The 12,492-nt window shown below is 36.1% G+C and carries 15 protein-coding genes; 7 read left to right on the top strand and 8 right to left on the bottom strand.

The window, feature by feature from the left end; translation table 11 throughout:
- Positions 1–1,034, bottom strand: a 1,034-nt coding sequence (locus tag ACJML3_RS01140) for an ATP-binding cassette domain-containing protein (RefSeq protein ID WP_406019883.1), incomplete at its 3' end; no start/stop codon positions are given.
- Positions 1,034–2,251 (bottom strand): efflux RND transporter periplasmic adaptor subunit, encoded by a 1,218-nt coding sequence (locus tag ACJML3_RS01135; protein ID WP_406019881.1) that lies wholly within the window; start codon positions 2,249–2,251, stop codon positions 1,034–1,036. The genes ACJML3_RS01135 and ACJML3_RS01140, both read right to left, overlap by 1 nt.
- A 305-nt stretch (positions 2,252–2,556) precedes the next feature.
- Here ACJML3_RS01135 and ACJML3_RS01130 point away from each other — a divergent pair, with 305 nt between their 5' ends.
- On the top strand, positions 2,557–3,756 hold the full coding sequence (locus tag ACJML3_RS01130) for a class I SAM-dependent rRNA methyltransferase (RefSeq protein ID WP_406019879.1): 1,200 nt from the start codon (positions 2,557–2,559) through the stop codon (positions 3,754–3,756).
- A gap of 8 nt (positions 3,757–3,764) precedes the next feature.
- Positions 3,765–4,400 (top strand): MBL fold metallo-hydrolase, encoded by a 636-nt coding sequence (locus tag ACJML3_RS01125; RefSeq protein ID WP_406019877.1) that lies wholly within the window; start codon positions 3,765–3,767, stop codon positions 4,398–4,400.
- Between the two features lie 10 nt (positions 4,401–4,410).
- Here the strand turns inward: ACJML3_RS01125 and ACJML3_RS01120 are convergent, their stop codons facing one another.
- The gene (locus ACJML3_RS01120; RefSeq protein ID WP_406019875.1) at positions 4,411–4,737 is read right to left on the bottom strand and encodes a YcgL domain-containing protein; all 327 of its coding nucleotides are present in this window, start codon (positions 4,735–4,737) and stop codon (positions 4,411–4,413) included.
- A gap of 460 nt (positions 4,738–5,197) precedes the next feature.
- Between ACJML3_RS01120 and minC the strand changes: the two genes are divergently transcribed.
- The 4 genes from minC (at position 5,198) to ACJML3_RS01100 (ending at position 7,879) form a co-directional block, all read left to right on the top strand.
- Positions 5,198–6,022 carry a septum site-determining protein MinC gene (minC, locus tag ACJML3_RS01115; protein WP_406019885.1) on the top strand — a complete coding sequence of 275 codons (825 nt, stop codon included), beginning with the start codon at positions 5,198–5,200 and terminating at the stop codon, positions 6,020–6,022.
- Positions 6,023–6,056: 34 nt separating this feature from the next.
- The gene (minD, locus tag ACJML3_RS01110) at positions 6,057–7,040 is read left to right on the top strand and encodes a septum site-determining protein MinD (RefSeq protein ID WP_406019873.1); all 984 of its coding nucleotides are present in this window, start codon (positions 6,057–6,059) and stop codon (positions 7,038–7,040) included.
- Between the two features lie 11 nt (positions 7,041–7,051).
- Entirely contained in the window at positions 7,052–7,324 is a 273-nt protein-coding gene (gene minE, locus ACJML3_RS01105) for a cell division topological specificity factor MinE (protein ID WP_219937305.1), read from the top strand.
- Positions 7,325–7,402: 78 nt separating this feature from the next.
- Positions 7,403–7,879: a DUF805 domain-containing protein gene (locus ACJML3_RS01100; protein ID WP_288135537.1), complete on the top strand. Its 477-nt coding sequence runs from the start codon at positions 7,403–7,405 to the stop codon at positions 7,877–7,879.
- Positions 7,880–8,047: 168 nt separating this feature from the next.
- Here ACJML3_RS01100 and ACJML3_RS01095 read toward each other — a convergent pair whose 3' ends face one another.
- The 5 genes from ACJML3_RS01095 to prfA are packed head-to-tail and all read right to left on the bottom strand — an operon-like array spanning position 8,048 to position 11,752.
- Positions 8,048–8,629 (bottom strand): hypothetical protein, encoded by a 582-nt coding sequence (locus tag ACJML3_RS01095; protein WP_406019870.1) that lies wholly within the window; start codon positions 8,627–8,629, stop codon positions 8,048–8,050.
- Between the two features lie 5 nt (positions 8,630–8,634).
- Positions 8,635–9,228, bottom strand: coding sequence for a hypothetical protein (locus ACJML3_RS01090; protein ID WP_406019868.1), 594 nt, complete (start codon positions 9,226–9,228; stop codon positions 8,635–8,637).
- A gap of 7 nt (positions 9,229–9,235) precedes the next feature.
- Complete coding sequence (locus ACJML3_RS01085; protein WP_406019866.1) at positions 9,236–9,802, bottom strand: hypothetical protein; 567 nt, start codon at positions 9,800–9,802, stop codon at positions 9,236–9,238.
- A gap of 4 nt (positions 9,803–9,806) precedes the next feature.
- Positions 9,807–10,652 (bottom strand): peptide chain release factor N(5)-glutamine methyltransferase, encoded by an 846-nt coding sequence (prmC, locus tag ACJML3_RS01080; protein WP_406019864.1) that lies wholly within the window; start codon positions 10,650–10,652, stop codon positions 9,807–9,809.
- A 5-nt stretch (positions 10,653–10,657) separates the two neighbouring features.
- Positions 10,658–11,752: a peptide chain release factor 1 gene (prfA, locus tag ACJML3_RS01075; protein ID WP_219938202.1), complete on the bottom strand. Its 1,095-nt coding sequence runs from the start codon at positions 11,750–11,752 to the stop codon at positions 10,658–10,660.
- Positions 11,753–12,189: 437 nt separating this feature from the next.
- On the opposite strand from prfA, the gene ACJML3_RS01070 reads away from it, so the two are divergent.
- The coding region (locus ACJML3_RS01070; protein WP_406019862.1) for an AAA family ATPase at positions 12,190–12,492 on the top strand (303 nt) is incomplete at its 3' end.

Genomic DNA, 12,492 nt, shown 5'->3' with positions numbered 1-12,492 from the left:
TTTAGAGCCTTTAAATCCTTAACATTGAGTGTTCTGAATCTACCAGAGCGCATATCGCCCATTTTAGAGCCAGGCATAATGGTAATAGTGTTAGTGCCCATTGAGGAGATATTCTCGATAACCTTGTCAGATGCACCTCTTGCTAAAGCCACCACACATACAACCGACATGATACCGATGATAATACCGAGCATGGTCAGTAATGTTCTCATTCTGTTAGCAACCATTGCTCTTATTGCCATTGTAAAAGCTTCTTTAAAACTCTCTACAAATGCTGAGAAGATATTTAGCTTTTTAGATGATTCAAATGATTCATGATTATCAGAATCACAATAGTCAGGAACATCCTCATTTATTCTGTCAGATTCAATTTTTCCATCAGCAATTGTAATAACTCTGTGGGCATGAGCTGCAATTCTTGGATCATGGGTTACCATGATAATGGTATGCCCCTTTTTATTTAGATCAGATAAAATGCGCATCACCTCTGATCCTGATTTTGAATCAAGCGCACCAGTTGGCTCATCAGCTAAAATAATCTGTCCGCCATTCATCAGTGCTCTTGCAATTGAAACTCTCTGCTGCTGACCGCCTGATAGCTCTGATGGTTTTGACTGTGTCTTGTTTTCAAGACCAAGCATTGATAGAAGCTCTACAGATCTGCTCTCTCTTTGGGCCTTGTCTGTCAGTGCATAGACTGATGGGACCTGAACATTCTCTGTTGCACTTAAATGTCCTAAAAGATGGTATCTTTGGAAAATAAATCCAAAGAAGCCTCGTCTTAAAGATGCAAGTTCATCAGGCTGCATATTAAATGTGTTCTTGTCACCAACAAAGTAAGAACCTTCAGATGGTGTATCAAGACAGCCTATAATATTCATTAAAGTTGATTTGCCAGATCCTGAAGGTCCTATAATGGCTACAAGTTCTCCACGTCTTATTTCAAGATTTATGCCATGAAGAACCTCAACCCTGGCACTGTCTGAACCATAGGATTTTTTTATTCCCTTAAGCGACAGAATGACCTCAGACATTAAAATGGGCCTCTTCTGTTTCTGCTGTTTTGCTGAGCTTTTGCCTCGGCACTTTTCACATCATCGCCGATGACAACCTCATCATCTGCACTAAGGCCTGAAACAATCTGAATGAACTGATCATCTTTAAGACCTATCTGAACTTCCTTTTCTTTTACACTTCCATCTAAAAGCACAAATACAGTACCTGTCTTATCATGGATTTTTCTCATAGCAGACAGAGGTAAAGAAAGAACATTCTTTGCATTTGCAATTTCTATTGTCACATCAGCTGTCATATCAATTCTAAGTATTCTGTCCTTATTCTCTGCAATAATGTCAGAATTGTAGTAAACAGCTGTTGAGCTGCCTGACTGAGAAGATGAATTAGATGATGACTGACTTGCTGACTCATAGGAAGATGGTGCAGGATCAATTCTGTCTAGCTTTCCTTTAAATACTCTAAATGGAAGACCTAAAACAGTAAATGAACAGTCCATTCCAGGAACAACATTTACAACGTCAGCCTCTGAAATCTCTGTTTTTACCTTCATCTTATCTAATGTTGCAAGTCTTAGAATTGTAGGTGTTGTCTGATTTGCATTAACAGTCTGACCTTCTGTTACAACTGTTGCATATACAGTACCATCCATTGGTGCAAGTATCTTTGTATAACCAAGATTTGTTATGGCGTCATCAACACTTAACTGTGCTTTTGCTCTTTGAGCATTTAACTCTTTTAAAGATGCCAAAGCCATCTGGTAGCTAGCCTCTGATACCTCCATATCCTGCTTTGATGTGGCATCAAGTTTCACGAGACGTTTTTGTCTGTCATACTCAAGACGAAGTTTTTTAAGTTCGGCCTGTTTTGATGAAATCTGAGCATCTATGATCTCTACTTGTGCCTTTGCTGTTTTTAGTGCTGTTTCCTGAATTTTAGGATCAATTTCGCAAAGAAGCTGACCTTTTTTAACATCATCACCAGTATTTACATAAAGCTTTAAAATCTGGCCTGATACCTGTGCACCGACATCTACTTGTGTTACACCTGCAATAGTACCTGTTGCAAAAACCTTTTTAGAAATATCTCTGTTCTTTGCGGTCACAGTCATATAACTTGGAGCATCGCTTTTGAAAAACTGACAGCTTGCAAAAGAAAGGGCAAGAGCTGATACAGCACTAATGACAAGATATTTTTTAAACTTCTTATGTTTTGTAAATTTATTTAAATCTATCATGGATTATCCGTAATACAGTAACTATTTAGTTTTGGTTACATACAATCGATATAAACAAACTTTAATTCTACTTTATTTTAATTTTGCTAAAAAACTAAGTCAAAGACACAAAAAACAGAATTGTATGTATATACAAAAATAGTAAAAAATATGACATCAAAATGTTATATATATGTTTGAAATATGCAAAATGAGCAAATCAAATATAAACAGCAGCTGTGATACAATAGGAACAATGATTTAATATTGTCTTTTCTGACTGCTAAAGGTATATACCTATCAGTTAAATTTTTTCAGGAAACAAAATGTCTGACTCCATTTATACTCTTACCTTAAATGAAGGTCGTGAAAAATCTCTTCTACGCCGTCATCCATGGATTTTCTCAAAGGCCTTATCTGCAATTCCATCTGATCTTTCATCTGGTGATAGTGTAAAGGTTGTATCAAGTCAGGGTGAGTTTCTCTGTTATGGTCTTGTATCACCAAAGTCTCAGATCACTGTAAGAGCAATCTCTTTTGATGAGAATATCAAGATTACAGATGAGCTTATCGCAAACAGAATAAGACAGGCAGTGTCACTTAGAAAAAATGTTTTTGACAGAGGCAACGACGGAGTCAGACTTGTAAGTTCTGAAGGTGATCTTCTGCCAGGTCTTATTGCTGATAAATACAATGAATTTATCGTATATTCCATTTCATCTGCAGGTATGGAAAGATTCAAGGATGTTATTACAAAAACATTCAATGAGATTTATCCAAACTGCTCTATCTATGAGAGATCGGATACCAAATCTAGATTAAAGGAAGGCTTAAAACCAAGATGCGGCGTTGTATGCGGTAAAGAGCCTGATGATTGCATATATGTCAAAGAAGAAGGTCAGGTATATATTCCTGTAGACATTAAAAACGGCCACAAAACAGGCGCTTATCTTGATCAGCGTCTTAGCAGAATAAAGGCATCAACACTATCTAAAAATGCTGAGGTTCTAAACTGCTTCTCCTATACAGGCGGCTTTGGATTATGGGCCCTTAAAGGCGGAGCAAAAAGAATTGAGAATGTTGATGTATCAGAAAATGCTCTGTCGAAGGCAAAAGCTGGTGTTGTATTCAATCATCTAGATCCTGGCCGCTGCAGATTCCTGAAAAAGGATGTTTTTGCCTATTTAAGAGAACAGGTTGAAAAGGGAGTTAAATACGATCTTGTTATTCTTGATCCTCCTAAGTTTGCTGAAAGTGCAGCAAATCTTAAAAAAGCATGCAGAGGTTATCAGGATATTAACAGACTGGGTCTAAAACTGGTGAGAAAAGGTGGTAGATTACTTACTTTCTCATGCTCAGGGCTTGTTGATTCTGCTTTATTCCAAAAAATAGTATCTGATGCAGCTCTTGATGCTGGTGTTGACGGTAGAATTATCTCTACACTAAGACAGGATGCTGATCATGTCGTATCACTGCCATGCCCTGAAACATTCTATCTTAAGGGCCTTGAAATAGCTGTAATGTAGGATTTTTTATGGCAATAGCTTATCAGAGGATATGTGTAACTCCATTCATGCAAAACTGTAGACTTTTTGTAGATGATGAAAGTCTAGAGTGTTTTGCTGTTGATGTTGGCGGCAGTGCTTTGCAGATAGCAGATTTTATTAAAAAGAATGGCCTAAAACTAAAGACTATTCTAATTACCCATATGCATCTTGATCATGTAGGCGGAGTTTATGAACTTGCAGAGCTTACGGGGGCAAAAATTATGGGGCCTACAATTGAGGACGATCCTCTTTTGCATAGTCTTAATATGCAATCTGACGCATTTGGTCTTCCAAAAAGCGAACAGTTCCAAACTCAATACCTGAATGATGGGGATATTATTATTCCTATTGAGGGATTCTCATTAAAAGTTATTCATACTCCAGGTCATACACCAGGTGGAGTTTGCTATTATTCTGATGCTGGAAAATTTGTTTTAACAGGAGATACTCTGTTTGCAGGATCAATTGGTAGAACAGATTTTCCTCTTGGCAGTTACGATGCGATTATCAGTAGCATAAAAGAAAAGCTCTACACTCTTGATAAAGGTACAGCTGTTCTCCCAGGTCATGGTGAAGATTCTGTAATCGAAAATGAAATCAGAGAAAATCCATACACAGTCTAACTGTTGATTGCTACTTGAACATATCATCAAGCTCTTCTTTTGACAAAGGAGCAAGGCCTCTGTACTTTCGCTCCTGATTTATCAGGTTTTCTTCATCTGATAAAAGATCAATTCTTATGAAATAACCTTTCTCATCAAGTGCTTTTTCAAGCTCTTGTACACTTATCTTCTCAATTTTCTTGTGCTTTGACAATGCAAACATCATTACAAACTTTAAAGGACCGAAAGCATTTAACAATTCATTTGGAACTAAAGAAAACATATCCTTGTTCTTAAGATAAAGGTACCGACCGCTCTTTTTCTCACTTTTATATACGTAAACAAGTGTATCACTCATCTTGTTATCCTTTTTTGCTCCACTCTTTTATATATTCATCAACCGTATTATATAAAACACAAAATATGCACACAAACTGACACAATGAACTTGAAATTATGGCAGATTGCTTTTGTGATATACATCAAAATTCTGATATTTGTCATATTATTTATTTTGGAATAAAAATTATAGAGTTTTTCATTTTTTAAATGTTTGCTAAAGGATATTTTCATTTGGTGTGAATATAGTGAATCGGTCCTGTTTGTTTAGACATAAGCACTTTATCAATCTAATTCTGTTCTAAGTAATTTAATGCAAAATTTTCACGCGGTATAAAAACAGACGTTTTTTATGTCTTACCATACTGTTTTAAATGACAAATATATGCACTTAAGCAATTCTTTGTGGCTTATTTTTATATTAACTTGTGATAAAATTACTTGATTTCATGACAGGTTAAAAGGATAAGAAAGTGAATATGGACAATACAAACAGCAACAGTCTAAATTCTGTTGCAAGTATGTCTCGAACAGGTTATTCGTTCAATACTGTAACTCTCTTATCTGGTTCTGTAAAAGAGCTTAGAGAATTTCTTGAAAGCAAGATAAAACCAAATCAGGAGGCATATTTAAATACTCCTGTAGTTATCGATATTTCGATGGTTAATTATCTTAACGATCTTGATTACAGTATGCTTGTAAAAACCTGTAGGGAATATGGTCTGTTTCTTATCGGACTTTCTGGTGCTGTAAATGAGCAGCGTGCAAATACACTAATTTCCATGGGAATTCCTGTGGTAAATTCAAGTAAGTTTGCAAGAATGCGAGAAGAAAACTTTAAGCCAAAAGTTATTACAAAGACACTTGAAGTTCAGGTTCCGGTTCATATTAAAGAGCCTTACGAAGTAAGAGTTCCATATGAAGTTAAAGTAACCGAGCCTATTATTGTGATAAATCGCAACATCAGAGCCGGAGAACAGATAAATGCTGTAGACAATTCCGTTGTTATCTTCGGTAACGTTGGAAGGACAGCTAGAATAATAGCATCACATAATGTTTTCATTTATGGTGATATGCAAGGTGAAGTTTACGCAGGTTCACCAAAAAATAAAGATTGCAGTGGAATGAAAGATGCGTTTATATATATAAACGGTACTTTCAGACCAACACTTGTTGCTATTGCAGGACAGTATCAGACTGCTGATGACATGGAACAATCAGAAAATGTCAGCAAGCTTTGCAATAAGAAAGTTGATCTGAAGATTACATTAAATGAGCGCTCTTTATGCTATTGTGAACAATAAGTTTTTATATCAACAAATTAACGGATAAAAAAGTATGTCAGAACTTGAAAAGAAAGACGAAGAATTAAAAGAACAAACAGAAAGCTTAAAGGAAACTTCTGAAGTTAAGACTGAAGAAAAAGAAGTTAAATCTGAAGCAAAAGAAGATAAGAAAGAAACTGTGACTGAAGAAAAGAAAGAAGAATCTACTAAAAAAGAGCCTTTTAAGAATATCCACGTTATCGTTGTAACATCAGGTAAGGGTGGTGTTGGTAAAACAACATCATCAGCAGCTATTGCAACCGGTATTGCTAAAAAAGGTCACAAAACAGCTGTTATCGATTTTGACGTTGGTCTTAGAAACCTTGACCTTATCATGGGTTGCGAGCGCCGTGTAGTTTACGATTTCATCAACGTAATTCAGGGTGAGGCAAAACTCAATCAGGCACTAATCAAAGATCGCCATGTTGATAATCTTTTCGTACTACCAGCATCTCAGACAAAAGACAAAGATGCTCTAACCTATGATGGTGTAGAAAAGGTTTTCCGCGAACTTGACGATATGAACTTTGAATATGTTGTATGTGACAGCCCTGCAGGTATTGAAACAGGTGCACTAATGTCTCTTTACTTTGCTGATGAAGCAATTGTTACAACAAATCCTGAGGTTTCATCTGTTCGTGATTCAGACCGTATCATCGGTATCCTCAATGCAAAATCACGCAGAAGCGAGTTAGAGCTTGAGCCTGTTGCCGCAAAGCTTCTATTAACCCGTTATGTTCCAAGTCGTGTAAAGAAAGCAGAAATGCTTTCAGTAGAAGACGTACAAGAATTACTTACAATTCCTCTGTTAGGTGTTATTCCAGAGTCACCTGATGTGCTAAAGGCATCAAACTCAGGTAACCCAATTATCCTTAACGCTCAGTCTGATGCAGGTAAGGCATATGAGGATGCGGTAGAAAGACTTTTAGGTAACGAGGTGCCACTGCGCTTTGTAACCGAAAAGAAAGGTATCTTTGGTAAGATCTTTAAGAAATAAGGAGTTGTGTTATGTCATTACTTAAGGCAATTTCTGATGCTATTTTCAAAGATAAGACAGAAAGTTCAGCAACTTCTGCCAAGGAGCGTTTACACCTTGTTCTGATTAATGATCGTGCAGGTAGAGACACCCCAGATTATATGCCAAAGCTACGTCAGGAAATTTTTGAAGTATTAAAGAAATACATTCAAATTGATTCTGAGCAGGATGTTGAGTTCAACATCGATAAAAAAGGTTCAACTTCTATAATGGAAATGTCTGTTTCATTAGAGAAGAAGGACTAGAATTATGGCACCAGAAGGTGCCTATTTATGTTTGATTAATTTATATTTACTTATTTACTATTCTTTTGGAGAAATAAAATGCCTGAGTTTTTAAGTATCGCTTTATACGAGTTTAAAAACAATTACTTCAACTTCAAGGGCCGTGCTACACGTTCACAGTTCTGGTACTTCGTATTAACTTTATTCTTGGCTAATATTGTAGTTCAGATTTTAGGTGCGATCCCATATTTAGGTACTCTTATTACTTATGCATGGGCTTTATTCACACTGATTCCATCACTGGCAATCCAGGTTCGTCGTCTTCACGACACCAATAAGTCTGGTTTATACATTATTGCTCCATATGCATGTATTGTTCTTGCTTTAATCTGTTTAGGTTTAGCATTTGCATGTGAGTCTTTAGCTTTTGTAACCATTATGAAGATTTTAATGTTCTTAGCTTTAGTTGCTTACATTGCATTAATCGTTTTCTGGTGCTTAAAGGGTACCGATGGCGAGAACAAGTATGGCCCAGTTGCTACAATTGGTCACTTTGAAATGCCAAAGAAAGCTTAATATAACTCAATAAGCTTCAAAGACCTCGATTTGAACAGATCGAGGTTTTTTATTGCATAAAATTTCTGCAGAAGACATAATCCTCCACAACCTAACTGATTGAACTAAATTGAATTTTATAATCAGAACTGATTTTAAAAGATAATTGTTTAATTTGGCGAGCAGACACTATACTCTATCTTTTTTTAATTCGCGCTCTACAGTTTCAAGAGTATCTGATGCAACCTTATCAAAAAGCTCTGTAAAAAAATCATTATTTGAAAAGAGCATACTTGTTTTCTCTTCAATACTATTAAGTAATAAATTACCGCGCTCTGTCAGCACAATACTACCAGTTATTGTCTGTAACTGCTCTTTTATAGACATGGATTTAAGCTGCATACCAAATTTAAAAGCAATGCCTTCAATTTGCTTTGCAGTGCATGCTGTCTTTATTACAGATTCAAGAATCAGCTCAAGGCTGTCATTTGAACCTAATAAAGATATTCTCTCAGGAGTGAAATTTGAATTCTTATCAGATATTCTACCTTTTAAGGAAAGAATAAAGTCATTAAGACATGATTTATAAGATTCATCGCCTTCTTTTATTGCTTTAAGTAAAGTATAAAGACAGAAACCATATGGACTCCAGCCGTTAAGTTTTCCAAGAACTTCAACTATTAGTGAATATTCTTTTTTCTCATCTAATGCCAATACTCTTGGCTTAATCATTGGCTGATTCTGGTATTTCTTTTTTAGATTCTTTGACATATTCTTTACTGCAGTGTATCAACTATAATGAAATCTTTATTATCACTATCAGACAGGAATTCTTCTTTTTCAAAACTTACCTCATAACGAGCAACAATCTGCTTTAGAAGAGCTGACGTTGCAGATGTTAGTTTTCTGAACAAAAAGGCACCTTCAGGCTCATACTTTACTATCTTGGTGACCTTTTCTAAAAAAGTAAACCCTTTTTTGGTAATAGCAAACTTATCCTGCTCAAGCTTAATTGAGAATTTAGTGAATTTTTCTGTTTTTAAAGGCTTCAACGGTACTTCAAGACCTTTTACCAGCTTTGCATGGGATATTATCTCTAAAAGAAGTACCATATAGGCTTTTGCCTTGCCATTGAGTTCATCATCATCCATTAGATCAGAAGTCATCTTTTTTAATTTATCTACAATGATCTGCTGAATATTCTCATAAAGCGTACCGTCAACCTTTATAAGGTTCTGTTCAAGTTTTATAAACAGATCAACAATGGACAAAGTGATTAAAGGGGCGATATTGTTATTGAGTACCACCTCTTTTAACTCTTTTGCGCATTCATATCTTGCTTTTGCCAGTACGTTTGATGCTGAACTCATATCAGTCCTACTTTGAGAGTTTTTCCACTATATATTTAGCAGCATTTAAAGACAGTTTGTAGAAGGTCTGTCCGTAAATATCTGGATTTGCAAAAACATTGGTTCCTGCAAAAGCCTTATCAGCAAACTCATTTCCTCTATTGGTAATTGTAATCTCTTCACCAGTAACTGAGATTTCAATATTCAGTTTACCATTCTCATAGGTTGGAGATAATGGAGCTTTAATGCCTGTTGCAAGATCAGCATTTGCTATAAGCTGCATTGTTGCAATAACAAGTGATTTTATTGCAAGTGGTCTTGGCAGAGAATCTGGGAATATATCATGAATTCTGTGCATCATCTCGTTGCTTAACTCACTTACGAATTTAATAAGATCATTCTGATCTTGTGGAAGCTTTCCATCACGAAGAGTACATAAAAACTCAGCTGCTGTAAGACCAACTGTAGCAGCTAAACCGAAGTTTTCCTCAAGAGTTGCTCCAAGAATATTTGCAGATTCAAGATCTGATCTTGTGTTTGCGATTTTTGATAGTTTTCTCTGCTTAATAATATTTCTAACACTAGCTTTTGACATTGTTTTATTCCTTATTTTTTGTGTAGCGACCTAGTGTCACGCGGTCGTTTCCACCATAATCTTTGATTGTCTGAATAAAGTTAAAGCCTGCAGCCTTAAAGAATCTTTGAGCTGCAATAGCCTGATTGTAACCATGCTCTATGAGCAGATAACCATTATTTTCAAGAAAAGCAGGAGCTTCTCGAGTCAGAATTGAAATAGCCTCTAAACCATCATATCCTGATACAAGAGCCTTTCTTGGTTCAAAAGGTAAAGAAGACTCTCTTAAATGTGGATCATCTGGATGAATATATGGAGGGTTTGATACTATCATTGAATACTTCTTTTCGTTAGGAACGCAATTTAGAAAATCAGATTCAAAATAGGTAACATCAAGATTCAATGCAACGCAGTTTTCCTCTGCCACATTAAGAGCATCCATATCGATATCACAGGCAAAAGCCTCAATCTGATCACCTAAATGCTTTTTCAAAGCAAGAATAATAGCACCAGATCCTGTTCCTACATCAAGAACTCTTCCCTTTGGATTTAAGCTTAAAGCCTTTTCAACAAGAACTTCAGTATCAGGTCTTGGGATAAGTGTTTTTTCTGTAACCTTTAACCTGATATCATAAAAATCCTTATATCCAAGGATATAGGCCACAGGATAGCCTTTAGTTCTTTTTTCGATGAGTCTTGCGTATGCATCAACAACTTCTATATCAAGCTCATCATCCTCATGAATTAAAAGCTGTGTTTTAGATAAATTGGTGACATGTGACAGAATAAGGCTAGCATCAAGCATAGCACTTTCAATTCCATACGATCTTAGGCACTCTCGTGCCTGTACAAGAACCTCCCCTATCTTCATATAAACTATAAAGCGCCCTGTGATGCCATAGAAGCTAACTGCTCTGCCTTAAATTCCTCGATAACAGGTTTTAAGATCAGATCAAGACTTCCTGAAAGAACTTCATCTAATCGATATACAGTCAGATTGATTCTGTGATCGGTAATTCTGCTCTGTGGGAAGTTGTAGGTACGGATTCTGTCAGAACGGTCGCCTGATGATAGGATACTGTGACGTAACTCAGTAGCCTGAGCATTACGCTTATCCTCTTCAATCTGAGCTAATCTTGAGTACAGAACTTCCATTGCACGAGCTCTGTTCTGATGCTGTGAACGCTCATCCTGACATTCAACAACAATACCAGTTGGAATATGAGTAACACGAATTGCAGAATCTGTTTTGTTAATATGCTGACCACCGGCACCTGATGCTCTGAAAGTATCAACTCTCAAATCAGCAGGATTGATAACAGGAGCTTCTGCAGGAGGGATCTCAGGGAGAACCATTACAGTACATGCTGATGTGTGAACACGGCCTTGTGTTTCTGTTACAGGCACACGCTGAACACGATGACCACCAGATTCAAACTTCATATAGCCATAAGCGCCTTCACCTGACAACTTGGCAATGATTTCCTTATAGCCACCCATTTCACCTTCAGCCTGGGATACAATTTCCATAGACCAGCCTTTAGAATCAACATAATGCGTATACATTCTGAAAAGCTCGCCGGCAAAAAGGGCTGCTTCATCACCACCAGTACCTGCACGAATTTCAAGGAAGCAGTTGCAGTCATCACGTTTGTCGTGAGGAAGCAAGAGTAACTGAAGTTCATGCTCTAAAGTCTTTAATTTTTCTCTTGTAGGCTCTATTTCTTCCTGAGCCATCTCAACCATGTCTGGATCATCACTCTTTAGCATCTGCTCCATTTCAGCAAGATCATCAGATGCTCTTGTATAATCCTTAAAAGAGGTAACTGTAATCTGAAGCTGAGAATATTCACGATTAAGTTCACGGAATTTTTCCTGATCGGCAATTACATCAGGCTGGCTTAATAACTGCTCAACTTCCTGATGACGCTCAACTAAGGCTTCTAGTTTTCTTAAAATTGATTCTTGCATAATAGTCTTTCGCTTAAATAAAATTGTTCTATATTTTATCAAAAAAACCGACATTTTAAAGCAAGAAAAAAGAAGAAATAACTTAACCACATATTGATTACGTTGAAGTCTTATTGCTTTTTTGAACAAAACTCATTTTGTATCGACTATCTTTTTATAATTCGTAGTATCTACCTATAGTTGCTTATCGCGAATTATAATCTTTAGTTTTGCAGTTCGATCTTAATGAAAGAATAGCTTATAAATGTTGTGCTAAACAGCATTTATAAGCCAACTTTCAGTTAAAAATCAAAATGCAGTTGAGTCACTAATTAACAAATGTACTTACATATTTTAGTACTAACAGATATGCTTCATGTCTAAAAGAATAAGTAATATTGAAATAACTTAAAAATCAGCTAAACTACATATAGTTACTATATATTCTGGATATAAAAATGACCGAAAAGACATTCAAACCATTGCCACTTGGCAATGAGGACTTTGTTTCATTAAGAAACAAAGGTCATTACTATGTAGATAAAACTCCATATCTAAAAAAAGTCTTTACCGATCCTTCATCAGTACTTCTTTTCACAAGACCAAGACGCTTTGGTAAAACTCTTTTAATGGATATGTTTGCCACATATTTAACTATTGGCAAAGATGGCAGTGATAACAGAGAATACAAAGAAAAACTCTTTGATGGTCTTGAGATTCTAAAAGATAAAGAATTTACAGATAAATACTTAGGACAGTTC

Origin of the sequence: Succinivibrio sp., from assembly GCF_045124615.1 — a bacterium.
Taxonomy (GTDB): Bacteria; Pseudomonadota; Gammaproteobacteria; order Enterobacterales; family Succinivibrionaceae; genus Succinivibrio; species Succinivibrio faecicola.
This window is presented reverse-complemented; position numbering and strand designations above follow the sequence as displayed.

Bases quoted from the DNA above. Each gene is read 5' to 3' on its own strand.
- minD (WP_406019873.1), top strand. From the start codon at position 6,057: ATGTCAGAACTTGAAAAGAAAGACGAAGAATTAAAAGAACAAACAGAA.
- ACJML3_RS01095 (WP_406019870.1), bottom strand. From the start codon at position 8,629: ATGTCAAAGAATCTAAAAAAGAAATACCAGAATCAGCCAATGATTAAG.
- ACJML3_RS01130 (WP_406019879.1), top strand. From the start codon at position 2,557: ATGTCTGACTCCATTTATACTCTTACCTTAAATGAAGGTCGTGAAAAA.
- ACJML3_RS01120 (WP_406019875.1), bottom strand. From the start codon at position 4,737: ATGAGTGATACACTTGTTTACGTATATAAAAGTGAGAAAAAGAGCGGT.
- minE (WP_219937305.1), top strand. From the start codon at position 7,052: ATGTCATTACTTAAGGCAATTTCTGATGCTATTTTCAAAGATAAGACA.
- minC (WP_406019885.1), top strand. From the start codon at position 5,198: ATGGACAATACAAACAGCAACAGTCTAAATTCTGTTGCAAGTATGTCT.
- ACJML3_RS01125 (WP_406019877.1), top strand. From the start codon at position 3,765: ATGGCAATAGCTTATCAGAGGATATGTGTAACTCCATTCATGCAAAAC.
- prfA (WP_219938202.1), bottom strand. From the start codon at position 11,752: ATGCAAGAATCAATTTTAAGAAAACTAGAAGCCTTAGTTGAGCGTCAT.
- ACJML3_RS01135 (WP_406019881.1), bottom strand. From the start codon at position 2,251: ATGATAGATTTAAATAAATTTACAAAACATAAGAAGTTTAAAAAATAT.
- ACJML3_RS01100 (WP_288135537.1), top strand. From the start codon at position 7,403: ATGCCTGAGTTTTTAAGTATCGCTTTATACGAGTTTAAAAACAATTAC.
- ACJML3_RS01090 (WP_406019868.1), bottom strand. From the start codon at position 9,228: ATGAGTTCAGCATCAAACGTACTGGCAAAAGCAAGATATGAATGCGCA.
- prmC (WP_406019864.1), bottom strand. From the start codon at position 10,652: ATGAAGATAGGGGAGGTTCTTGTACAGGCACGAGAGTGCCTAAGATCG.
- ACJML3_RS01085 (WP_406019866.1), bottom strand. From the start codon at position 9,802: ATGTCAAAAGCTAGTGTTAGAAATATTATTAAGCAGAGAAAACTATCA.